Origin of the sequence: Marinilactibacillus piezotolerans (assembly GCF_900169305.1) — a bacterium.
Taxonomy (GTDB): domain Bacteria; phylum Bacillota; class Bacilli; order Lactobacillales; family Carnobacteriaceae_A; genus Marinilactibacillus; species Marinilactibacillus piezotolerans_A.
In genome coordinates this window covers 680421-705085 of record NZ_FWDP01000004.1, presented here as the reverse complement: position 1 = coordinate 705085, position 24665 = coordinate 680421, and the positions used below count along the sequence as shown (strand labels likewise).

Sequence of the window (24665 nt, the reverse complement as noted above, 5' to 3'; positions counted from 1 at the left end):
AGTATCCGTTTAAAATAATTTAGCTGTTCTGTTTTTTATAGATTCCATATAGCTGTGTTAAGAACATGGGATCTCTGACTGTAGTTTCTAAAAAGTTAAGAATTGCATCAATCACCTCGGCATCATCGTTATTTTCAATCATATCTTTTAAAGCTTGATTATTGTCATAGAGATTATCGAGCATCCGATGATAATCTTCTACGAAACCTCTAAATTGTTCATTGTCTTTCAACGCTTCTCTCGTCATAGCATTCTTTTTATGAAGATTTAGCACATAAGTTTCTTTTGATATATCCAATTGCTTAACAAGAGCCTCAATATCGCGCTTGTCTTCGGCGCTAAATTTTAAATGCACGTGTCATTTCTCCTAAAATTTTTCACTATTTTATAGAAACTATGATAGTTTTTCATAAAGTAAATGTAAATTTATAACTTGTTATTTTTATTTAAAGTTATATAGTATTCTAATGTATTCTTTAACAATAGAATTTATGTTGAAAAATAAACGGTAGTTTTAACTTATAGAGAAAAAAGAAACGAGAGAACTGAAAAGTTTTAAATAATAATCACAATAATTTGAGTTGAAGTTACAAGAGATTGAGTAAATGCATTTATTTGACCTTGAAACGAAGGTGTACTCTTATTGTATGACAATTCATTCAGTTATTGGGAATAATTTGAAGAAGGGTTCAAATTTCATCCTATTTTGTAGTGGATGAAAAGAAAGGACTCTAATTAAAAATTAGGTTTTATCATAAAGAATGTTCTCTGAATAGTAAAAAATTGATCAAACAGAAAAGACCATTGTTTAATTTCTATAGGATAAGCAACGGTCTAATTCGGTTCATAAGTCAATTAACAATCTAGTGTTCCAAATTCAGAAAGCAATTCTTTAATTTCTTTGCCGAAAGACTGTCCTTCCTCTGAAAAAGTATTAATTAAATGAACGGCAGCATTTAAATGAGAACGACTGATTCCATCAACTGGTTCTATAACAGGATGGTCTTTCACATAAGCAGCATGTGCTCGAGACAGATAATTATCTTTATACAACTTAGATTTCTCTTCGAACCAGTGTTTTAACATATGGTAACTATCCAGTTCGGCTGAAAACATTGGTAAGGATCGGTCAACCATCGAATCAATTTGCTGCTTTGGAATATCAAGCGTCAGTTCATGGTAATTCTTCATTTTGATCAATGTTCCTCTATCCTTTGAAATGATTGCTACGAGATGATGCAGCCCAATCCAGCTGACTGATTTTTTTGATGGCCCGTTAGTGGGGGCGAAAATAATATGCCCATAGACATATGGAACCTTTCGCGTTACGTTGACCGTTTTACCAAGAAACTGCATAGAATGATAGGCAGCTCTTGTAGAGAAGTAGCGACTCATGATGACATTTGTCTTCTCCAGACTTTTAAGCGCAGCGCCGTCAGCTTGCAGAATCAGGCTGTTGAACGCTGTTTCTGAGGATCTCGATAAGTCATGTACATAGAGAGTATCGTCATCGATGGCAATACTCTCCTGATTAATCGCAAAGTCAAGATACTCTTGAATGCGATCAAAATGAAACTGATGAATCGGCGGAACAGACTGATAAGGTTGATATGACTCACGAACAACCGGTACAGGTTGAAACCTGTACTGAATTTTACTGATAATCTCTTGTTTATTTAGATCTTCTATTTCCATACATACAATCCCTTCATAATTTAGTGACGATTATCACAAGACAAGCTGTACTTCCCGGCCGGGTAGAGAGTTGCTGCAGCTTTTTTGAGATAACCATCACCATAATGGGGTTCAATTATATGCGCAATATAAGATAACCTTACAAACAGTATATTAAAATCCTTATAATATTGAAAGGGTTTTTATGATAAGTTTTTTTCAAGAGAACTATTTTAAAATTGAATTTGAATGAAAGCGAAATAGTTCTATTGCAACGTTTTAGATTAAAGATTATGAAATTTATTATTTAAGAAGTATAAAATTCAAATCAAGAATTCAGCAAAAAGAGACTTAAAAAATGTAGCAAAGAGCAATTTGAAAGATCAAGTTAAGGATATAATAGATACCTTAAAAGAGAACCCTTACAAAAAAACACAGTCATTTGAAAAGCTTCTTACAAAAGTTGAAAATCGGTATTCGAGAAGGATAAACCGACAGCATAGAGTTGTCTATCGTGTTGATGAAGTTGAAAAGGTTGTCAGTATTTATTCAGCATGGGCGCATTATGAGTAATAAATAAAGAATAAACTATAATGATTTTCTAAATAATCCCTTCGAATAAATGTTGATTATGATAACAAAAGGAATCTATTGAATGAATCATTACAATTCAATATCAATTTCTAAAAGAAGTCCTATATTGGGCTTCTTTTTAAGTCAATTGAACAGTTAGAACCGAATACATAATATTAAGATACAATCAATCATATAATAGAATATTGACTGTGGTATACTGACTTTACATAGAAGATAGAAGGAGATCGTTATGAAAGTAGTCATTATCGGCGCGTCATATGCGGGAGTAGCAGCAGCGCTGGAAGTTCGTAAGCAGCATAAAGATGCAGAAGTTATTTTACTGGAGAAACAGCCTACGTTAGGCTATATTCCCAATGGTCTGCACTTATATTGGAACGATCAAATCCGCTCTTTAGATGAGGCCTATTTTATCACAGAAAAACAATTAAAAGTCCAACAGATTCATTTTCAATTAAATACAACCGTTAAAAAAATCCACTCAGTATTAAAAGAAGTCATTTATGATCAAAACGGAATAGAAGAAAAATTGACCTATGATAAGTTGATTATTGCAACAGGCTCTAGTCAGCTTTCTCAAAAAATCATTGGCAGTGACAGCGAACAGGTTGTAAGATACAAGCGTCATGAGGAAGCGGAAGCGGCACTTGCAACGATTAAAGCGAGTAAGCGTGTAGCTATTATCGGTGGTGGTCAGGTAGGCATTGAAGCAGCGGATTTACTGAGCCGTCAGCAGAAACAAGTCACCCTGATTGAAAGTATGAACTACGTCTTATTCAAATATTTTGATGAAGAGATGATTCAGCCGGTTCAAAGAAAGATGAATGAACAAGGGGTCGACTTGAGGTTGAACGAAACCGTTTCGGCGATTCAATCTGAAGCAGAACAGTCAGCTGTTATCCAGTTGGGAACAGATTCGATAACAAGTGATACGGTACTATTGAGTGTTAACGTCAGACCTGATTTGCATTTTTTGGATGAGCACATTCAGCTTCATATGGACCAGACGATTGCGGTGGACGAATATATGCGGACTTCGGCGAAAGATGTTTTTGCGATCGGGGACTGTATTCAGTTAACATTCGGTGAAGATAGTGAAATGGCTTATATCCCGCTCGTAAACAATGCCGTTCGAACAGGGATTGTGGCAGCGTCGAATATAGAAAGAGCAAATATCCCTTTTAAAGGTTCTCTCCGTACCATCGGAACATTTGTGTTTGGCTATTACATTGCCAGCACAGGAATCACAGAGGCCGAAAGTTTGTTTACCAGCCAAACGGTCAAATCGGTTCGACAGGAAGTCCGTCTAAACAGCTTGTCGAATTCAGAAACGGTGATGATCAAGTGGATCTATGATGAATCGAGCCGCGTTCTGCTTGGTGCACAACTGGTTTCAAAGACTGATATATTAGAAAAAATCAATATCCTGGCGTTAGCGATCCAAACGAAACAGACGCTGGAAGATCTGCAGCAAAAAGACTTTTTCTTTCATCCAGCTTATACTTCACTCCTGTCAACCACTAACTTATCTACCTGGTTGCATGAAGAGGAGGACGAAGATGAAATTTGAACACTTTCTTGAGAAAAATGAGATTCGAGAAGTCACGATTTTTAAGCAACTCGTTTTAAGCGGAGGAACGCTCACTTATTCAGCTATGCTGGAACATTTAAATGTCACCAAAGCTTCTCTCGATAATGATCTGGATTCTATAGCTGCAAGAATTCAAGTGTTTAAAGGGGAAGTAGAGATTAGCTATGATGGCAATCAAATTACATTAATAATGAGCGATGAGATGTCTCTGCAAAAAATCTATCGTCTATATTTAAGCCAATCCATTAAGGTGCAGTTGATCAATTTTCTGTTCAAGCATCAGGAATTTTCCATTTTACAGTTGACACAGGAACTGGCCATCAGCGATTCTTCGCTGTTTCGTAAAATCAAAGAACTGAATAAGTATTTGAAAGAGTTTGAAATCAAAATTCGTAATGGACGTCTGCAGGGAGAAGAACTGCAGATAAGGTACTTTTACTTTCAATTCTATGGGTATATTGAGGATAAGAATGTATTGATGGCTAATCGGGCGAACAAGCAGATTTCCCAAGCTGTACAAGCTGTCGAAAACTTTCTGCAGGTTTCAATCGACTCAGAAAATAAACAGCGGCTCAATCAGTGGATGATCATCAGTAAACATCGAGTGACCAGTAAAAATAAAAAATATGTTTATTTGAGAAAACAGATGAAGCCGTATCTGAAAGATCCTTTATATCAAAAAATTCGGATTATGGTGCTGCGCTATTTCAGTCGCTATTCTATCGAAGTGGATGAAGAGGAAGCCATGCTGCATTTTGCCTTTCTACTGGCATTTCCAATATTAACGGAGCCTGATTTTCATGAGTATGCTTTGATTAGAGACCGACGAGCGCCCATTGCGACGCTGGATACGTATATTGTCGAGACGATCATTATCCACTTTAAGTACCGTAAATTGCATTATATGCTTGAACGCGACATGTTTTACCATTTATCTCACATTCATACTAGACTCTATTTTTTTCAAGGGGATATTGAAGTCTATGAATATGAAGAGCTGATGGCCAAAGAGCAGGAATTCACTGGTCGGAGTCTTTATTCCTTTGCTCAAAGACTGCTGAAGACAAGTACTGAGAAATTCGAGGTAAACACCGACGAAAACAATAGTCTGCTGAAGATGGAGCTGTTGAAGTACATCAGCTTGCTGACGATCGTTACGTTCAAAATGACAACAGTTGTTGAGATCGGAATTGATCTGAGAATGGATCAAATTTATAAAGAAACCTTGAATCAGCTGCTGCTTTTAAAGATGCGCCACATCAACGGTACAAAAATAGAAGGATACAGGGCTGGAAAAGCGTACGATCTAATACTGACAAATGAGCAGCCGGCAGATCAAAAACACTACGGAGATGCCAAGGTGTATGTTCTTTCAGAAATCTTATCACCCTTTGATCTCCAAAACATTCAAACGCTCATTCAAGAGTTGAATACCTAGAGCAAGCTCCGAATTTAAGGCAGCTTGTTCTTTTTTATGCACGCTTACACACTGATATCATCGCTTTTAGAATAAAAACTCTCAAAAAATTCAGAGAACCAAAAAAACCTGACATTTTTATCTCATGAAAAACGGTTACAATATATTTTGTAAAGTAATCGTTTGCAAAAACAAGGAGGAACAACACGATGACAGAGAAAAAATATATTATGGCGATTGACCAAGGAACGACAAGCTCAAGAGCTATTATTTATGATAAAGAAACAAACACGATTGGAAGTTCGCAGAAAGAATTTACACAGATTTTCCCGCAAAGCGGATGGGTAGAACATAACCCGAATGAAATTTGGAACTCGGTTCAATCTGTTATTGCCGGTGCATTTATTGAATCCGGTGTCAAACCTGAAGAGATTGCTGGTATCGGGATTACCAACCAGCGTGAAACGACTATTGTTTGGGACAAAAAAACCGGAGCACCAATCTATAACGCGGTTGTTTGGCAGTCTCGTCAATCAGCGCCAATCGCAAACGAATTAAATGAAGCAGGACATGCAGACATGATTCACGAAAAAACAGGTCTGATCATTGATTCTTACTTCTCAGCGACTAAAATCCGCTGGATCCTGGACCATGTAGATGGCGCACAAGAACGTGCAGAAAATGGCGAATTACTATTTGGTACAGTAGATACTTGGTTAGTATGGAAGCTGACTGGTGGGGAATCATTTGTAACAGACTACTCAAATGCCAGTCGTACAATGTTATTCAACATTCACGAACTGGACTGGGATCAAGATATTTTAGACTTATTAAATATTCCGCGTGCGATGATGCCGGAAGTAAAATCCAACTCTGAAGTTTATGGACATACAACAAATTACCATTTCTATGGGGCGAACACTCCGATTTCAGGTATGGCGGGTGACCAGCAAGCTGCCTTATTCGGACAAATGGCCTTCGAGCCGGGAATGGTGAAAAACACTTATGGTACTGGTTCATTTATCGTAATGAATACAGGTGAAAAACCGCAGCTTTCAGAAAACAATTTACTGACAACAATTGGATACGGTATTAACGGAAAAATTTACTATGCGTTAGAAGGAAGTATCTTCGTTGCAGGTTCTTCTATTCAATGGCTGCGTGATGGTCTGAAAATGATTGAGAACTCTGCAGATTCAGAAGCGTTGGCGAAAGCTTCTACAAGTGATAATGAAGTCATCGTTGTTCCAGCCTTCACTGGACTAGGTGCACCGTACTGGGATTCAGATGCACGTGGAGCAGTCTTTGGCTTGACACGAGGAACTTCAAAAGAAGACTTTGTTAAAGCGACACTACAATCAATCGCCTACCAAGCACGTGACGTTATCGATACGATGAACAAAGATTCAGAAATTGATATCCCATTATTGAAAGTAGACGGCGGAGCTGCGAATAACGACTGGTTATTGCAATTCCAGGCAGACATCTTAGGTACAAAAGTACAGCGTGCGCATAACTTGGAAACCACTGCATTGGGAGCTGCTTATTTAGCAGGACTAGCAGTAGGGTTCTGGGAAAGCATGGATGAGATTAAAAACATGTACGAAGAAGGTGGAAGTTTCGAACCGCAAATGCCAGAAGCAGAACGTGAAAAACTATATAAAAACTGGAAATTAGCCGTTCAAGCAACACAAATCTACAAACCAGAAGTATAAGCATTAAATTAGGAGGAACAGATTGATGGTTTTCTCATTAGAAAGAAGAAAACAAGATATACAAGCATTGAAAGAAGAGACATTGGACGTATTGATCATCGGAGGAGGAATCACAGGTGCTGGAACTGCTTTGCAGGCTAGCGCTTCTGGTTTGAAAACCGGTCTGGTTGAGATGCAGGATTTTGCGGAAGGAACTTCTTCCCGCTCCACTAAGCTCGTTCATGGCGGACTGCGCTACTTGAAAAACTTCGACGTAGAAGTAGTGGCAGATACGGTTCAAGAACGTGCCGTTGTTCAAGGAATTGCTCCGCATATTCCAAAAGCAGATCCGATGATTCTGCCGATCTATGATGAACCCGGCTCAACGTTTTCAATGTTTTCTTTAAAAGTCGCAATGGATCTTTATGATCAATTAGCCAGCGTGACAGGAACAAAATATGCGAACATTACTTTGACAAAAGAAGAAGCGTTAGAACGTGTCCCTCAGCTGAAAAGCGAAGGACTATTAGGTGCTGGTGTTTATCTGGACTACCGTAATAATGATGCACGTTTAGTGATTGAAAATATCAAACGCGCAGCTGAAGATGGCGGTCATATGGTCAGCCGAATGAAAGTAGTCGGTATTCTGCATGACCAGCAAGATAAAGCGTGCGGCGCAAAAGTAGAAGATTTGCTGACAGGAGAAACTTTTGAAATCAAAGCAAGAATCGTGTTGAATACAACCGGTCCTTGGTCTGATACGATTCGTCAGATGGATGACAAAACAGATGCAGCTCCTCAAATGCGTCCGACAAAAGGTGTGCATTTAGTTGTAGATAACAGCAAGCTGCATGTTCCGCAGCCGACTTATTTTGATACTGGCAAGCAAGATGGACGTATGGTCTTTGTTATTCCGCGTGAAGAAAAAACGTATTTTGGAACGACAGATACAGATTATAAAGGCGATTTCTCAAATCCAACGGTAGAACAATCCGATGTTGACTACTTGCTGGATATCGTCAATGACCGTTATCCGTCTGCCAATATTACTTTAGATGACATTGAATCCAGCTGGGCTGGATTACGACCGTTAATTGCTACAAATGGCGGCTCTGACTACAATGGCGGAAGTAAACAGGCGATTACGGATGAAAGTTTTGACCGAGTCATTTCTACGATCGAAGCGTATCAAAAAGGGAATGCAGACCGCATTGATGTAGAGGATGCTCTGCAAAGTGTTGAAAGCAGCAATGCTGAATCTGGCGCAAATCCGTCATCGATTTCTCGAGGTAGTGCTCTGGATATTGATGAAGACGGCTTGATTACAGTAGCCGGCGGAAAAATCACTGATTACCGCAAGATGGCATTAGGGGCTATGAGAAAAGTGATTGAAGTGCTGGATCATGACTTTAATAAATCTTTCCAATTGATCGATTCTACTCAATATCCAGTATCTGGTGGAGACTTGAACCCTCAGGAAGTGGATGAAGAGACCGATAAATTGACTCAACAAGGTGTGGAATTAGGGCTGAGCGAGTCAGAAGCTTCGTACTTGGCTAATTTGTACGGATCTAATACACCAAAAGTTTTTGCTTTACTGGATGATGTCGAAAAAGCAGAGGGACTGACGTTAGCAGATACGCTCAGCTTACGCTATGCAATGGATGAAGAAATGACACTGACACCAAGCGACTTCTTGATTCGCCGTACGAACCACATGCTATTTATGCGCGACACGCTGGACAGTATCATTGAACCTGTCATTGAAGAGATGGCTCGTTATCAAGGCTGGACTGAGGAAATGAAAGTACAATACAAAAATGAATTAGAAGCTGCTGTTGCGGAATCTGATTTAAAAACATTAAAAGGAGAATGAACGTAGATGACAGGAGATATGTTGACGATATTTAGTGAATTTTTAGGAACAATGATTTTGATTTTATTAGGTGACGGTGTAGTGGCAGCTTGCAACTTGAAAAAGAGTAAAGCAGAAGGTGCCGGCTGGGTTGCCATCACTATGGGATGGGGTGCCGGCGTAGCAATGGCCGTTTACATCTCAGGATTTATGGGACCCGCTCATTTGAACCCGGCTGTTACATTAGGAATGGCTATTATCGGTAATTTGGAATGGTCAATGGTTCTGCCATTTATTCTTGCGCAAACTGCTGGCGCAATTGTTGGAGCTGTACTGGTTTGGTTAACGTACCTTTCTCACTTCAGAGAAACAACAGACCAAGGTGCAATCCTTGGAACCTTTGCTACAGCGCCAGAGATTTATGACACAGTCAGCAACGTATTGTCAGAAGTTATTGGGACATTCGTATTAGTATTTGGAATCATGGCATTCGGACAAAACTCATTTACTGATGGATTGAATCCATTAGTTGTCGGGGTACTGATCTTATCTATCGGTCTTTCACTTGGTGGATCTACTGGGTACGCGATCAACCCTGCTCGTGACTTAGGTCCCCGTATTGCTCACGCATTCTTGCCACTGAAAAATAAAGGCGGATCAGACTGGGGTTACTCATGGATTCCAGTTGCTGCACCAATGGTCGGAGCAGCATTAGCAGCAGCCCTTTATATGGTAATTGTTTAAATAGGAGTTTTAAAAGATTTCATAGCTCACTTTCGAGTGGAATATGAAATCTTTTTTTTATGGAAAAAATTCGTTGGAAGAATGGGTAGTTGAATGGATAAAATGGGGATTATAACAACTGTGGTAGTAGAAGTGTGTCGAGTTGGTAGAAAGAGAGGTGAATTCTATCAACTGAAGCGGTAAAAGAACTTGAGTAGCAAAAATAAAGGGCTAATTTTAGCTACTGGGGCAATAGAAGAGATTGAGTAGCTAGAATAAGTGGTAAATTTTATCAACTGAAGTAGTAGAAGAGGTCAAGTAGCAAGAATAAAGGGTAAATTTTATCAACTGAAGCGGTAAAAGAGCTTGAGTAGCAAAAATAAAGGGCTAATTTTAGCTACTGGGGCAATAGAAGAGATTGAGTAGCTAGAATAAGTGGTAAATTTTATCAACTGAAGCAGTAGAAGAGGTCAAGTAGCAAGAATAAAGGGTGAATTTTACCTACTAAAGCAGAAAAAGAACTTTAGTAACTAAAATAGGAGATGATTTCTATCAATTGGAGCAGAGTAATCACCCTAAATAAGGAAAAAGTTGTCCCAACTTCCATAAAAAAATTAAATGTTTGTCAAAAAGGCGTGCCTTTTCTCCTTATTTCTTTATCAATCTTCGAATTGGCTACATTCTAATCGCTTAGACAAAAATGGAATAAGGTCTTAACTAATCTTCCTTACAAATAAAACTCAACCAAAAAGGACGATGCCGGTTACTGGCATCGTCCTTTTAATCCATCAGAATAATTAAGTTTGCTATTTTACTTTATTCATTTATATCTTAGAAGTTTTCGCACGACTGCTCATGTATGTGTCTTTTCTCAATCCAGGAATGGTCATCATGACTGCAAAACTGACTATATACAGCACACTCAAGAATCCCATGACGAAAAACAAGTTATAGTTATCCATCAGAAACCCAATGACCAGAGAAGAAAACCCGCCGATTGCACGACCAACATTCAGTACGGCGTTGTTCGCGATAGAGTGAATTCGACTAGGGTAAAGCATACTTACGATCGCGCCATATCCAGGGAACATACCATTGACGAAGAACCCTACAAAGGCGCCGCCGAGTAGTAATGCCCATTGTGTACTGGCATAAACAAACAAGAAAACAGATGCTGCAGAAGCCAGCAGGAAAGCTGCGAAGATTGTGCGCGGTCCAAATTTATCCAACAGTCGTCCGAAAAGCAGCATACCTAGAGACATCCCGATGATCGTCACGACCATCCATAAAGAAGAGCCTGTTACTGTCAGACCGATACGCTGCTGCATGATAGAAGGAAGCCAATTCATTAAGCCAAAATATCCGGCAATTTGCACAGTGGTCATCAACATTAAAGATAAAGTCGTTCGAGTCATTTCTTTAGTGGCAAACAATTCTTTCAACGAAGGTTTTTCTTTATTGATCTCTTTTTCAGAAGCCATCAGTTCAAATTCTCCATCAATCGAAAAGTGCAACCACAAGACTAGAGCAAGAGGTATCAGTCCGAACAAGAAAAGTCCTCTCCAGCCAAGCAGCGGAATCATCGCGCCAGCTAGTAAAGCAGCGGAAATGGAACCGATTTGTCCAGCCACACCATTCCAGGAAGACATTTTGCCCAACTTTTCTGGAGGCGAAACTTTAGCGATTATGCTCATGGCTATGCCATATTCTCCACCGGCTCCGATTCCGGCAATAAAGCGCAGTATACTGATCCATAAAAATGAATCCACAAAAAACATGCCGGCAGTAGCAATAGAGAAGATTGCAATCGACCATTTGAACAGTTTTAAATTCCCGTTTCGATCAGCTAATACTCCAAAGACCAGTCCACCCAGCAGCATACCGAGATTGGTGATCGTTGAAATAAGCCCTCCTTGAGCACCTGTAATACCGAGATCTGTAATAATGGAAGATAATGCGAATGACAGAAACATGACATTCATATCGTCCATCCCAGATCCGGAAAGGGCTGCAAAGAGGGCTTTCTTTTGATTATTGGACACACTGATTGTGCGGGTTGTGCTAGTTGTGCTTAACATATTGATCTACTCCTTAAAATAGATGCTCACTGGCATCTTTTATTTTAATCTTTCAACAGTATAGCGGTTAATCATTCTTTTGACAAGTCTTAATATTTAATAACTAGAAAGCAAGAAAGTATTTGCTTGGAAATTTTATTGAGAAGATAATTCAAATATAGCTATAATAAAGTCAATTTCACGTACCAATGACATTTGACATTATTAGCAGTTGAGATCGTTTTGTAACCTATCTCTTTCTAGTGTAAAATAAGAATATCTATAAAGTAAATAATTGACAGCAGAATTGATAAGAAGACTAATGTTGAAAGAGAGTGAACTTATGCTGGATTTACATTGCCATATACTGCCTGGAATCGATGATGGCGCGAAAACAATGGAAGAATCATTGGAAATGGCTCGAATGGCTGAAGAAGAGGGAATAACTCACATCTTAGCCACGCCGCACCATATGAACCGAAGCTGGATGAATGAGAAAAAAGATGTTTTGGAGTTAGTAGGAAAAGTACAGGCTGAAATAGACCGGGAAGGTATTTCTTTGAAGCTGTTTCCAGGACAGGAAATACGAATCTATGGTGAGATTTTAAGCGACTTAGAAAAAGATACACTTCTGTTTACGGATGAATTAGAACAATACTTATTAATTGAATTTCCTACTGCAACTATTCCAAACTATACAGAGCGGTTATTCTATGAAATGCAGACGAATGGAAAGACCCCAGTGATCGTCCATCCGGAACGAAATCGTGCGATTCAAGAAGATCCTAAACAATTGAAACACTTAGTAGAACACGGTGCTTTAGCACAGTTAACGGCAGCAAGTTACACTGGCGGGTTTGGAAAACATATTCAAAAGCTGAGTAAACAACTGGTTGAAGCGAATATGGTCCATTTTATTGCTTCTGATGCGCATAATACAAACAATCGTGCCTTTCATATGAAAGAAGCACGAGCAATGATTTTGAAAGATTTTGGACGCAGCAAGTGGCATGAATTTGATCAGACTACAAAAGATCTGATTAATGGAGATCCGGTTATACCGCCGACACCTACTTCTATCCCTAAGAAAAAATTTTTAGGATTATTTTAGAAAATGGCTTTTTCGTTTGTAGATGTATTTTGTTCTATAAACACGAAAAAGGAGATGCAGAGCATTAAGCTGCATCTCCTTTTTGATTGAAATTTCCTAATGCACAAATTCCAAAGCTTTATCCAATACTGCTTCTCCATTCATATTTTCAAAATTTCTCATATCAATGATTTCAACTGGGATATTTTTACTAGAAACTTTTTCTTGGATTTGATCTTTCAGAAATTTTACTTGCGGTCCTAATAACAATACATCTATGTCTTTTGAAGAAAGGTAGCCATCTGCTTCATTTGGGGATACGGCAAAAATATCGGCTTCGATTCCTCTATCATCGGCTGCTGTCCTCATATTTGAAACGAGTTTACTCGTACTCACACCTGCTGTACAGACTAACATGATGGTTTTTATAGACATTCCACATCTCTCCTTATCTTTAATTGGTATAAGATTGACCCGACAATGGATTCCTAAAAAAGTATAGTCAGAATGTAAACGTTTTCTAACTATACTTAAGTTATACACTAAATATCAATATGATTCAATTGATGTGTTCTCATAATCAAATAAGCTGATTAATTTTAACAAAAGTTGAGTTTAAACACGGATAAGAAAATATTACTTAAAATACCATTATTTTCATTTAAAACAGATATATTTGTAAAAAAAAACGAGCTTATTTCCGGCAGCTGCTTTGAAGATGGAACAGAGCTGGTTAATGTGCCAAAAGTATATCCGCATCCCTTGTTCAGTTGTTGAAAGTACCTATCTTTGATACAATATAGAATATTTATAAGAAGATGTCCGAGTAGGTTTTTCAACAGCAGGGAGTCGTTATGCATATTTTATTGAGCAAAAACAATGATAGTGAAAAAATTATTCATTATTTAATGTGTCTGATTGGTGGATTTTTTGGAAGTTATGCACTATTGTCCAGAGGTAATTTCGGATCTGCACAGACGGCTAACTTAATCAATTTATTCATTAACTTAGGTGCTTCTGATTTTCTAGATGCTGTCTTAAGATTGCTCGCGTTAATTGCTTTTGTTTTACTTTTAGTTATTTCCACCTTTATTAGAGAGAAATTTGACGAAGAATCCATGAAATATTGCATACTGGTTGAAATAATGGGTGTCATATTGATTGGGTTTATTCCTTCCCGTATCAACGAACTGCTGGCTTTACTGCCGCTATTTGCATTATCTGCATTTCAATGGGGAATCTTCAGCGGAACAAAAGAGTATAACAGCTCAACATTATTTTCCACAGGGAATATTCGCGAATGCATCAATTCGTGGGTAGGCTACCGCAGACAAAAGATGAACAGTCATTTTAAATCTAAACTGAAACCAAAAGCTGTTTTTTATACGGCTACCTTACTTTATTATCATATAGGAGTGGTTTTTGGAATTTATCTTGTCACCTTATTCGATATAAAAAGTATCTTGTTTTGTATTATTCCTTTAATTTATGCCTTCTATATCACTCAGCAGGTAGAACAAACATAACGACTTTATTATATAAGAAGCCTTTCAGCAGTCATTTGATTGCAGGAAGGCTTTTTTAGTCGATATGAGTAAAAGTTTAATGAGAAAAACAGAATAATTCTGATAAATGATCTGGATAGTGGCAATAAAAAGCTGAATCGACATTTTGGCTAAGTATATTCCTTTTTCTGTCTTTTGAATGAGAATAACCCTAAGATTATAGTAAATGCATACAAGGCCTTGTATCAATTTATTCAGAAGATCTTCTAGAAATAGAGGGAATATGAAAAGCAGAGAGTTGCACGTTGAAATGGAAAGTGACTTTTTCTTTGTTCATGATTCAATTATTTTTGGAGCAATGAAAAAATGCCATATCCGATTAGACAGTGACAGTTATGATGATTTTGTTCAAATCGGGAGATTGAAATTAGTGGAAGCGTATGAACAGTTTCCAAATGATTTATTTAATGAAGAATTTTTTTATCAATTTACTGGATATGCGTATCGAAAAGTCTATTGGGGACTGCTTGATCAGATCCGGAAGGAACAGAAAAAGCATGAGCGGGAAGAGAAATTACCGGAACAGTTCGAGCAATTAAATACCGATCAAACTGAAGCGTTTGAAGAAGACGTCTTGTTCTGGTCGTTGTTCCAGTCGATGCTGTACTGTTTGAATGAGCAAGAACAGCAGTACTTGAAAGATGCTGTAATCGAACAGCTGTCGGTAACGGAGATTTCAAGAAAGCGGAAAATCAGCCGCAAGACTGTTTATCAACGAAAGAAACGAATAGCAAAAAAATTGCAGCATTTTTATACGGTTCTTAAGACTTAACCAATTATGAGGAGTGAACAAAAATGACAAAAACAATTATCATTGATGCAGGACATGGAGGTAAAGATTCTGGAGCCAACGGGTTTGGCGTGCTGGAAAAAGACTGGGCACTTGAAATCAGCAAGTACCAGTATAGTCGATTAAAAGCAATGGGTGCAGATGTAAGGATGACACGGAAATCCGATATTACACTAAGTCCGACAGAACGTATTGCTCGGATCAAAAACCAGTATGATGTATGCTTATCCAATCACTGGAATGCTTTTGATGGAAAAGCTAGAGGAGTAGAAACCATTCATTCTATTCATGCAAAGCCGATTTTTGCAACGGATCTGGCAAAGAGACTCGTAGAAGTGACCGGACTGCCATTAAGAAGAGTTTTTACTAGAAAAATAGGTGCAGGTGTTGATTACTACTTTCTCCACAGATTGACCGGCAGAACGGAAACTGTCATTATGGAATACGGGTTTATTGATCATGAACTAGATCATAAGTATTATCATCAAAAAGCTTCATTTATTCTCGCAGCAGAAGCTGTCATCGAAGTGATTTGCGGGAAGATCGGACTAAAGTATATCCCTTTAAATGTTGATGGAGCAGCAAAAGAGACTCATAAGGAAAATCAGAAAACGGAGCTGAAGTCTTTTTTAGGAAGAAGACTTGAAAGCAAGTATGATGGACAGTTGAGATTCTATAAGACACCCAGCTGGAAAGATGCTGACGTTTACGGCTTCTTAACGAAGGGACAAGGATTTCCTAGAATTCTGGATAAAATTTCTGTTGGCGGCGGTGAACAGTATAAGGTAGAAAATTCCAAAGGACAGCAGTTTTACATTACTGCACATTCAAATTTTGTAGAAGTAGAATAGTAAAAAGCATATAAAATATTTTATTCACAGGAGTGTTTCTATTCAGAGCACCTTATATTAATTGAGATCTCTGTTAATACTATGGATTGAGTTTCAATAAATTTAACGTTATTTCTATATCATTGAAGAAATATTCTATAACATAACCTTTACTATACTATGTTTATTGATTAAAAACATTGTACAAAAGATTCAAAAAAAAATCGTGTTTCTATTTTAGTAATGATTCAATTTACTAAAGATAAAACACGATTTTTTTCCTATATATTACAATCAGATGTTAGAAATTTGAAGAATTATACTTTTATAAAAATTCTTTATTTACCAGGTTTTCTCAGTGGATTCTAGAGCTTTTATAAATTTATTCAAAAAGGCGTCTTCTCCCCATGTATTGATTTTCAGGACCATGGCTTGACTCCCACCAGAAGAAATTGCTGCCAGCTGAATTTGACCATCTGATTCTGTAATTACTATACTTAATGAAACTCGGCTGCTGCCAATGAGACTATAGCGTTCGTACACTAGAAAAGCAGTATTGGAAGTAAATCGATGTCCACCTTCAAATTCAGTCGTATTGCTTAGATGAGCAGCAATATCTTGAACCGTTCCAACAAAACGATTAAAGTCGCCATTCGTATTAAATATGTACTTTGTCATGTTTAGACTCCTTTTACAAAGAACTATGATACAATTATTTTATCACTGATTAGATTGAAAACCTATATTGGAAGTGATAAAAATTTACAGAAAGGAGATAATTATTATTTTAGTTCTTTTACCAGTATTTTTAGTATTGACATTATACGCATTGATTCTTGTAAAATATTACATTGAGTTTAATCAGTCAAATTACGGGGAGGCGAGCGGTAACAATTACGTTAAAACATTTTTCAATAAAGGAAATGTAGGTGAATTTAAAATATTCCGGCTGTTTGAGCAGATAAATGTTACTAGCAAGATAATGACTAATCTATACATACCAAAAAGTAATGGACAAACAACAGAAATCGATACTGTATTTATATGCTGCTGGGGTATTTTTGTAATTGAGTCTAAAAACTACAGTGGCTGGATTTATGGAAATGAAAAGCAGCGTCAATGGACTCAGACCTTTAAAAACGGTCAGAAATTCAAATTTTTTAATCCTATTTGGCAAAACAGCGGACATATTACTGCATTGAAAGAAGCTCTACGACTATCAGATGACCAACTATATCGTTCTTTGATTGTCTTCAGTGATCACAGTACATTAAAGAAAATCGACTATAATAAACAAACGGCGACCGTTCTGTATAGAACTCAGCTGAAACGGTATGTTAAGAGTGTAATCCAATCATCCCCGCCTGTACTGCAGAAAGAGCATGTAGAGGCAGTAGCTCAGCGCTTAAGCAGCTACCAAAGAGTTAATTCTTCAACGAAGCAAAGGCATATAGATCAAGTTAAACAAAAGCAGTTATAATTGATGTTCAAAAAATAATTTTGTTCTTTAATTATAGGCGGCACTTTTCAGCAAACACCTTTCTTGTTATGATAAACTGCGTATATTAGTATTAAGTTGTCTTTTTATTTAAAGGGAATAAGCGATAAGCTGAGAATCTGAATGTTTAGAATTTGCTTATCGCTTTATTTTTTTTACTGAATATGCTTTTTAGTACAGTTAAATGAAAGCAATGGAATTATTAATCATTGAAGCACCAGTTACAGGAGATTATGGTACTGCTTTACAAGCATCTACAATCAATCTTTTAGTTCATACCGGCGAAACAGCTAAGAAAATAATGGATAAATTGATCATAGTGCGTAAAAACTACCTGCCTCAATTCGCTGAAACAATTGAACGATTAGAAGCAGAAAAAGTTACAATCAAGATAAAGTTGTCCGCGATCTAAGATAAATTAGTCAAAAAACAGGAAAATGTTCGGAGAGGCTTGGATATATTAAAAATACCTAAATCTCTTTCGAATACTTATTTTTGAGCACAGTTTAAACAACCTTAATGGTTAAAGTAGTGCTTATTTTGTACCTGAGAATGGAAAGGGTTATAAAGGAAGTGGAACAATAGCTACTTCATAAAGCTTTAGAGTCAGGAAGCAGTCACTTAAAAGGTGGAAAAACTAATATCAGATTGTTGCAGTTAATGGATAGCTGATGCGCAGGCAATATAAAAAATTCTTTAGCGAGCACGGTTCACTATTAAAAAACTGCACAAAATAAAATGTCTCTGCTTATCTATGTGCTAAAATGGATGAAAGAATTCGTAAAGGCAGGTAATCATTATGATCATCAGTGTAACCAAGAAGTGCTTCAAGAAAATCAAAAAGTACAGAAAAGGGACTGCTAACGACTCTACGAGTATGGATGAGAATTTTATTGAGCATCTAAAAGCAGAGGAACAGTTATCTAACTGGTATGTGAATATAGTGTCAACAGACTCTGCTGAGATGATTGTCTACTACAACGATTTCACTGGTATGATGTTGGTTTCTGCAATCGATGAAAAGACTATTACAAACAGCTTATCAGAGAACATTCTGCATCATTTAACGGTTCTCCTGCAGCAACTAGACGGAAATCATCGTTCGCTAGACACATACATAACCGACCCGCAAAAGACGATTCTGACGAACGCCACAGATTTGAAAAAGATTGGCAGAATGTCTGCGATGACATCTGAAGTATTAAAGTTGATTGACCATTATGCAAGTAATGGTGGAATTGAGCATCATGTTGCTGAGATAAATTTAAAACTCAATCAGTTTGCTTTTAAGCGGTTAGAGGGAAAGACTCCTATTGATCAGTTATTGGCCGTTTTAAATGAGACTCCAGCAGAATTAGAGAAGAGTGTTCAGAAAGCTGAAGTCCACATTCATTTAAAACTGGACGACCATCAAGATGTTGTCAGAGTGGTACATGTACCAGTATCAATGACGCTGGAAGAGCTGCATATAGTGATTCAAACGTGCTTTATGTGGAGTAACTCACATCTTCATTTGTACATCCTTCAAGACGGCACGGTCATCCAATCTAGCGAGACAGTATCCGACGAGTTTGCAATAGAAAATGATCATTCTAAGAAAACGATCGTTGAGCAAGAATGGACAATTGAGAAATTGAATCAATCTCAGAATAAGACCTTTCAATATGTGTATGACTTAGGTGACGACTGGATACATGAAATCCGAATACATAGGATATTTGAAGAAACTGAACTATATCCGATAGAATGTACAATGATGATTGGGCATCCTATGCCTGAAGATATTGGGGGTCTGGAAGGATATTTCATGCTGCTTAACATCCTCAACAACCCAGATGATGAGCAATTTGAGGAAGCAGTAGAGTGGAAAGCCAGCTTTGATGAACAAAAAAAGCCTTATCTGAATCTGGAATTTATCAATAAACTTTTGAATGAAAAGATTCAATAAAGATATTGTCCGACCGGTGTTTGTGAATGAGAACTTGTTTACGCAGGTAATAGAGTGATGGATCATATTTATTCAGAAAACGTTCAATCCAAAACCCAGCTTAGAAGTGTGCCTCTTCATACAAAAAACGGTTGTATTGTAGTTGAAATGAATTGATGCGATAACAGGTCAATTTATTCATCAAGATAATTATACAGATAAATCGGATCTAAATTAATCATTTAAAGAAAGCGATCGATATATCAGATGGTTCTCTTTTCTAAGAAAAAAGGCCAATTGAGTTTATCATAAAGGAGAAAAAGATGAAGCAGTTAAATAGAGTGATTCAATACAGTGAAATCCCTTCACCGAAATCAGAGGCAGGAATACACCCCATCGCTTTAACAGATCAGACGATGAAGCAAAGGTATGAAAAAATCCTTTCTAAAATGAAGACAGAAGGCTATTCAACGTTAGTGATCTACGAAGATCTAGAGCATGGCTCTAATTTCGAATATCTTACTGGATTTTTGACACGTTTCGAAGAAGCGCTTTTAATTCTTCATGATGATGGTAATGTATTTTATGTATTAGGAAATGAGAATTTGAAACTTTCGGCACATACAAGGCTAGAAGGAGAAGTCGTACATTGTCCATACTTCTCCTTACCCAATCAGCCGATGAACGATGCAGTCTCAATGGAAGAGATTTTAGATGAGTCTCTTTTTAAACAGGATGGCAAAGTCGGATTAGTCGGATGGAAACTATTTACTGGTTCGGCAGATAGAGCCAGCAAACAGTTTGATGTGCCCTACTATATTGTAGAGACCATCAAAAAAAGCGTCGACTCGAAAAAACTGGAAAATGCGACGGCATTATTTATTGGAGACGAAGGGGCTCGGACCGTTAACAACAGTAATGAAATTGCGCATTACGAGTTTGGAGCTGCTCTGGCATCTGCTCAGATGCTGAAAACACTGGAGATGGTAGAAGTAGGGAAAACGGAGATGGAACTAGGACAACAACTTAATGGCTTCGGGCAGCCCAACAGTGTGGTGACCATAGCAGCAACAGGAGAGCGATTTGAACAGGCAAATCTCTATCCAGCATACAAAAAAGTTGCCTTAGGAGACAAAATCTCACTGACTGTCGGTTACAAGGGCGGACTTCAAAGTCGCAGTGCTTTCGCTGCTAAGGGTCCCGCTGACTTGCCGGATGAGTATCAAGATTATTTAGACAAGGTCGTTTTTCCTTATTTTAACGCTATCACCACTTGGCTGGAAACCGTTCATATTGGAATGCAGGGCAAAGAAGTTTATGAACTGATTGAAACCGAGTTGCCTAAAGAACAGTACGGATGGCATTTGAATCCTGGACACTATGTAGCAGATGAAGAATGGATGGCATCTCCAATTTATTCGAATTCTGAAGTAGTGTTAAAAAGCGGGATGATGTTTCAAGTTGACATTATTCCATCGATTCCTAAAATGCCCGGAACAAGTGCAGAAGGTGGGATTGTCTTAGCTGATGCGCCATTGAAAGAAGATATCAAGAGAGACTATCCTGAGCTGTGGAGCAGAATGCAAGAAAGGCGTCGGTATGTTACCGAGGTATTAGGGATTGAACTGCACGAAGATATACTGATGCTGGGGAATGCGACACCTTATTTAAGACCATTCCTGCTGGAAAAAGCAAAAGCAGTCAATATTTTGAAAAAATTAAAATAGGAGGAAGATCATGTCAGTACTAAATAAAATTAAAGGTGGTTTAGTGGTATCGTGCCAAGCTCTTCCAGATGAGCCGCTGCACAGTTCATTTATTATGGGACGTATGGCGATCGCTGCTGAACAGGGCGGGGCCATTGGGATTCGTGCCAACACAAAGGAAGATATTGCAGAAATCAAACAACAGACTGCTTTACCGATCATAGGAATCGTCAAAAGAGATTATGCAGGTTCAAAGGTCTATATCACAGCAACGATGAAAGAAGTCGATGAATTAATGGAAGTCGGGTGCGACATTATCGCGTTGGATGCGACCGACCAAACAAGACCAGAAGGACAGACGCTTGCGTCATTTATAAAAAACGTTCGTGACAAGTATCCAGATGTACTTTTGATGGCAGATGCTTCAACAATTGATGAAGTGATCAATGCTGAAAAACTAGGATTTGATCTTCTTTCCACTACGCTAATGGGCTATACAGAAAAATCGAAAGGGATGAACATCGCTGATCAGGACTTTGAGCAGATGAAGCAGATTTTAGCTGCTGTCTCTACTCCTGTTATTGCAGAAGGGCATATCGACACACCTGAAAAAGCAAAACGATGCCTTGAATTGGGTGTTCATGCAGTAGTCGTCGGAAGTGCTATTACGAGACCTCAATTAATTACCGAAAAGTTCGTAAACGTAATGCAGTAAAATGATTTTAGACGTATTAGTCTTATCAATAGTGGTAAGTGTAATATGTAAAAGATAAATTAAAAAAGTGCTGGACAGATCTTCTTTCATTGATAGTAGGCTTTGATTTAAAATCATCGAAATCAAAAAATGTTTACCCAGTTAAAAACTTCTATTTAAAAGCAGCAGAGTTTATATTTTGAAATGGTTCCTTTATTTCCTTATGATAGATATTAAGACTATTATTTATCCTATAAGAATAGAAAGTAGGAACACTTATGAAAAATAAAGAAGGAACAAAAGAATCTCCATATTACCAGAGGAGCAGCGAAGAGCTCTCTGAGCAATTCAATGTTGATTTAACGGAAGGTTTATCTGGTGAAGAAGCGGATAAAAGACTCCAAAAGGATGGATTGAATCAACTAGAACAAGAAAAGACATCAAAGTGGACCATTCTAATCAGGCAGATTAATAATGTAGTGATTTATATACTGATTGTTGCGGCAATATTAACTGTCATCTTAGGTCACTATTCAGATGCTGTTGTCATTGGACTGGTAATTGTTGCTAATACATTGATTGGTTATTATCAGGAAGTTAATGCTTCTGATGCATTAGAGAAAATAAAAGATATGCTCTCTGCTCATGCTACTGTCATTCGAGATGATCAGCGAAAAGACATAGAGGCTATTAATGTGGTAAAAGGCGATCTTGTCTATCTAGAAGCGGGAGACAATATCCCGGCCGATGTAAGAATCGTTGATTCAGATCGATTAAAGATACAAGAGTCATCTTTGACAGGGGAAGCAGATTCTATTGAAAAGACTTCCGACTCAATTGAAGAAAAAGTCGGTTTAGGAGATCAAATCAATATGGGATTTGCCTCTACTTCAGTCACAAATGGAACGGGAACAGGAGTAGTAGTCGCTACTGCAGAAGAAACTGAAATCGGTAAAATCAGTACAGCTGTCAGCGATCAAGAAGATAAAAAGACTCCATTAGTAAAAGTGATCGATCATTTAGGAAAAACGATTTCTTATGTCATTATGGGCGTAGCAGTTGTCTTATTCATTTACGGTCTGTTAAGCGGTGTATATTCACTATCAGCTTTATCATTAGCTGTGGTAACGATGATAGTTGGGTCTGTACCTGAGGGTCTTCCGGCTACTACATCTGTTGTATTAGCGATGGGTGTTAGTGATATGGCAAAAAACAAACATACAATTGTTAAGACGCTGCCTTCAGTTGAAACATTAGGATCTGTAGATATCATAGCGACAGATAAAACAGGGACTCTGACAAAAAATGAGATGACCGCTCAAGATGTTATTACCTCACATGGAGAATATAAAATAACCGGTATCGGCTACGCTCCTGATGGAGAATTAAAGAAGAATGATCAGTCAGTTAACGTGAATGAAGATGCCGATTTAGAAAAGCTAATCATTGCCGGATTTGAAGCAAACGAAACAGAGCTTGTTAAAGAAGAGGGACATTGGTCGATTAATGGAGAACCAACGGATGGCGCATTTTTAACTTTGTATAGAAAAGCTTTCCAAGATGCTGAGTCTCCATACCAAGAAATCAGTAAAATTCCTTTTGATTCAGAGTATCGCTATATAGCAACACTTTCAGAAAATAAAGACAACAATGAAAAACAGATATTTATTAAAGGTTCTCCTGACAAGCTGTTCGATCTGGCAGAAGAAACAAACAGCGACTTTGATAGAACGTTCTGGAGAGACAAGGTAGTTGCTCTTTCTTCTCAAGGTAAGAGGGTAATCGCAGTTGGTGCAATAAACGCAGATATTAACAAAGAGGATCTTGAACATGAAGATCTGAGGAAAGGTCTTCAGTTTTTAGGAGTCGTCGGAATTATTGATCCGCCAAGAGAAGAAGTAATTGAATCAATTAAAGTCATGCGAAAAGCAGGCGTTGAAGTGAAAATGATCACTGGTGATCATCCTACTACAGCTAAAGCCATTGCGGAAGCATTGGGATTGGCTGAAGAGATCAAAACGATTACCGGTGTAGAACTAGACGAATTATCGGATAAAGAATTACAAGAACATGTCAATGAGTATCAAGTATTCGCTAGAACAACACCTCAAAATAAATTGCAGATTATAGAAGCGTTCCAGAAAAGTGGTAAAACAACTGCTATGACAGGTGATGGAGTAAATGACGCACCGGCGTTGAAAAAGGCTGATATAGGAGTGGCAATGGGTCTTAAAGGGACCGATGTATCAAAAGACTCTGCAGATATGGTATTAACAGATGATGATTTTTCTACGATGTCTGTGGCTATTGAAGAAGGACGCAGGATATTTGATAATATCAAGAAAAGTATCCTCTATCTTTTACCAACTTCGTTTGCTGAAGGACTGATCATTGCGTTCACCTTGCTTGCACAAAGAGATCTCCCTCTGCAAGCAACACAGATGCTTTGGATCAATATGGTATCGGCAATTACGATTCAATTTGCCTTTATCTTCGAACCTGCTGAGCCCGGTCTAATGGATAGAAAACCTAGAGATACAACAGACTCGCTTATTGGAAAACATGACGCCTTCCAAATGGCGTACGTTTCAATATTAATGGCTGGATTCAGTTTAATAGCATATGAATGGCTGATCGCTGCAGGTGCCAATCAAGCAACTGCCAGTACGATGGTCGTCAATATCATTGTTATCAGTAAAATCTTCTATTTGTTTAATATTCGAACACATGCATTAGCATTTTCAAAAGAATTCTTTACCAATAAGAAAGCTTTCATGATAATAGGAGTTATGATTGTCTTGCAGTTAATGCTGACGTATGTTCCGTTCTTCCAAAGGTTTTTCTATACAGAATCTATTAATTTCACAGAATGGGCAATTGCAACAGGAGTAGGTGCCATTGTTTTAGTGATTGCAGAAATTGATAAACTGATCCGTATGAAGATAGCAAAATAAACTTAA

At 37.8% G+C, this 24665-nt stretch carries 20 protein-coding genes and 1 pseudogene; 16 read left to right on the top strand and 5 right to left on the bottom strand.

All coding sequences use genetic code 11. The features are described 5' to 3' along the window. Positions 1-19: 19 nt before the first annotated feature. Together B6F02_RS07260 and B6F02_RS07255 are read right to left on the bottom strand one after the other, a co-directional pair. On the bottom strand, positions 20-355 hold the full coding sequence (locus B6F02_RS07260) for a hypothetical protein (protein WP_080146694.1): 336 nt from the start codon (positions 353-355) through the stop codon (positions 20-22). 500 nt (positions 356-855) lie between these two features. Next, complete coding sequence (locus tag B6F02_RS07255) at positions 856-1695, bottom strand: competence protein ComK (protein ID WP_080146693.1); 840 nt, start codon at positions 1693-1695, stop codon at positions 856-858. A gap of 300 nt (positions 1696-1995) precedes the next feature. On the opposite strand from B6F02_RS07255, the gene B6F02_RS07250 reads away from it, so the two are divergent. From B6F02_RS07250 to B6F02_RS07225, 6 genes are all read left to right on the top strand, one after another. After that, positions 1996-2247, top strand: coding sequence for a Txe/YoeB family addiction module toxin (locus B6F02_RS07250; protein WP_080146692.1), 252 nt, complete (start codon positions 1996-1998; stop codon positions 2245-2247). A 253-nt stretch (positions 2248-2500) separates the two neighbouring features. Next, positions 2501-3838: an FAD-dependent oxidoreductase gene (locus tag B6F02_RS07245; protein ID WP_080146691.1), complete on the top strand. Its 1338-nt coding sequence runs from the start codon at positions 2501-2503 to the stop codon at positions 3836-3838. After that, positions 3828-5297: a helix-turn-helix domain-containing protein gene (locus B6F02_RS07240; protein WP_080146690.1), complete on the top strand. Its 1470-nt coding sequence runs from the start codon at positions 3828-3830 to the stop codon at positions 5295-5297. The genes B6F02_RS07245 and B6F02_RS07240 overlap by 11 nt, the downstream gene beginning before the upstream one ends. 188 nt (positions 5298-5485) lie before the next feature. Continuing rightward, positions 5486-6991 carry a glycerol kinase GlpK gene (gene glpK / locus B6F02_RS07235; RefSeq protein ID WP_080146689.1) on the top strand — a complete coding sequence of 502 codons (1506 nt, stop codon included), beginning with the start codon at positions 5486-5488 and terminating at the stop codon, positions 6989-6991. Positions 6992-7016: 25 nt separating this feature from the next. Further along, positions 7017-8846 carry a type 1 glycerol-3-phosphate oxidase gene (gene glpO / locus B6F02_RS07230; protein WP_080146688.1) on the top strand — a complete coding sequence of 610 codons (1830 nt, stop codon included), beginning with the start codon at positions 7017-7019 and terminating at the stop codon, positions 8844-8846. 6 nt (positions 8847-8852) lie between these two features. After that, the gene (locus tag B6F02_RS07225) at positions 8853-9569 is read left to right on the top strand and encodes an MIP/aquaporin family protein (RefSeq protein ID WP_080146687.1); all 717 of its coding nucleotides are present in this window, start codon (positions 8853-8855) and stop codon (positions 9567-9569) included. An 803-nt stretch (positions 9570-10372) separates the two neighbouring features. Here the strand turns inward: B6F02_RS07225 and B6F02_RS07220 are convergent. Beyond that, positions 10373-11626, bottom strand: coding sequence for an MFS transporter (locus B6F02_RS07220; RefSeq protein ID WP_080146686.1), 1254 nt, complete (start codon positions 11624-11626; stop codon positions 10373-10375). Positions 11627-11948: 322 nt separating this feature from the next. Here B6F02_RS07220 and B6F02_RS07215 point away from each other — a divergent pair, with 322 nt between their 5' ends. Then, positions 11949-12716 (top strand): tyrosine-protein phosphatase, encoded by a 768-nt coding sequence (locus B6F02_RS07215; RefSeq protein WP_080146685.1) that lies wholly within the window; start codon positions 11949-11951, stop codon positions 12714-12716. Positions 12717-12812: 96 nt separating this feature from the next. Here B6F02_RS07215 and B6F02_RS07210 read toward each other — a convergent pair whose 3' ends face one another. Next, entirely contained in the window at positions 12813-13130 is a 318-nt protein-coding gene (locus B6F02_RS07210; RefSeq protein WP_080146684.1) for a PTS sugar transporter subunit IIB, read from the bottom strand. Between the two features lie 419 nt (positions 13131-13549). On the opposite strand from B6F02_RS07210, the gene B6F02_RS07205 reads away from it, so the two are divergent. The 3 genes from B6F02_RS07205 to B6F02_RS07195 all read left to right on the top strand — a co-directional run bounded on the left by B6F02_RS07205 (position 13550) and on the right by B6F02_RS07195 (position 15901). Continuing rightward, on the top strand, positions 13550-14221 hold the full coding sequence (locus B6F02_RS07205; RefSeq protein WP_080146683.1) for a YoaK family protein: 672 nt from the start codon (positions 13550-13552) through the stop codon (positions 14219-14221). A 262-nt stretch (positions 14222-14483) separates the two neighbouring features. Next, positions 14484-15032, top strand: coding sequence for a sigma-70 family RNA polymerase sigma factor (locus tag B6F02_RS07200; protein ID WP_080146682.1), 549 nt, complete (start codon positions 14484-14486; stop codon positions 15030-15032). Between the two features lie 23 nt (positions 15033-15055). Next, a complete protein-coding gene (locus B6F02_RS07195; protein WP_080146681.1) occupies positions 15056-15901 on the top strand; it encodes an N-acetylmuramoyl-L-alanine amidase family protein in 846 nt (281 codons plus the stop codon). 321 nt (positions 15902-16222) lie between these two features. On the opposite strand, the gene B6F02_RS07190 is transcribed toward B6F02_RS07195, so the two are convergent. Beyond that, positions 16223-16558, bottom strand: a complete 336-nt coding sequence (locus tag B6F02_RS07190) for a DUF6054 family protein (RefSeq protein WP_080146680.1) — start codon at positions 16556-16558, stop codon at positions 16223-16225. 73 nt (positions 16559-16631) lie between these two features. On the opposite strand from B6F02_RS07190, the gene B6F02_RS07185 reads away from it, so the two are divergent. From B6F02_RS07185 to B6F02_RS07160, 6 genes and pseudogenes are all read left to right on the top strand, one after another. After that, on the top strand, positions 16632-17360 hold the full coding sequence (locus B6F02_RS07185; protein ID WP_256864695.1) for a nuclease-related domain-containing protein: 729 nt from the start codon (positions 16632-16634) through the stop codon (positions 17358-17360). 202 nt (positions 17361-17562) lie between these two features. Then, positions 17563-17790 (top strand): annotated as a pseudogene (locus B6F02_RS07180) (6-phospho-beta-glucosidase); the annotation flags it as partial. Between the two features lie 387 nt (positions 17791-18177). Continuing rightward, a complete protein-coding gene (locus B6F02_RS07175) occupies positions 18178-19326 on the top strand; it encodes a plasmid pRiA4b ORF-3 family protein (protein WP_080146678.1) in 1149 nt (382 codons plus the stop codon). A gap of 320 nt (positions 19327-19646) precedes the next feature. Beyond that, a complete protein-coding gene (locus B6F02_RS07170) occupies positions 19647-21032 on the top strand; it encodes a M24 family metallopeptidase (protein WP_080147401.1) in 1386 nt (461 codons plus the stop codon). Between the two features lie 10 nt (positions 21033-21042). Beyond that, a complete protein-coding gene (locus B6F02_RS07165) occupies positions 21043-21726 on the top strand; it encodes an N-acetylmannosamine-6-phosphate 2-epimerase (protein ID WP_080146677.1) in 684 nt (227 codons plus the stop codon). 257 nt (positions 21727-21983) lie between these two features. After that, a complete protein-coding gene (locus B6F02_RS07160; protein ID WP_080146676.1) occupies positions 21984-24659 on the top strand; it encodes an HAD-IC family P-type ATPase in 2676 nt (891 codons plus the stop codon). Positions 24660-24665: the final 6 nt, after the last annotated feature.